Annotated in this window: 1 protein-coding gene; it reads left to right on the top strand. The window is 62.2% G+C overall.

Annotated elements, in window-relative coordinates:
- Positions 1-304, top strand: a 304-nt coding sequence (locus ACE04A_RS06155) for an EF-Tu C-terminal domain-related protein (protein WP_485819950.1), incomplete at both ends; no start/stop codon positions are given.

Raw genomic sequence — 304 nt, 5'->3', positions numbered from 1 at the left:
GCCGACGGTCAAGACGACTTGCACGGGCGTTGAAATGTTCCGCAAGCTGCTCGACCAAGGTCAAGCCGGCGACAACGTGGGCATTCTGCTGCGCGGCACCAAGCGTGAAGACGTCCAGCGTGGCCAAGTGTTGGCCAAGCCGGGCTCGATCACGCCGCACACGGACTTCACGTCCGAGGTGTACATCCTGTCCAAGGAAGAAGGCGGCCGTCACACTCCGTTCTTCCAAGGCTATCGTCCCCAGTTCTACTTCCGCACGCCGGACGTGACGGGCACGATCGAGCTGCCGGCCGACAAGGAAATG

Source organism: Achromobacter colocynthidis, assembly GCF_057334535.1.
The sequence above is the reverse complement of the archived record's forward strand: the minus strand, read 5'-3'. Positions and strand labels throughout refer to the sequence as shown.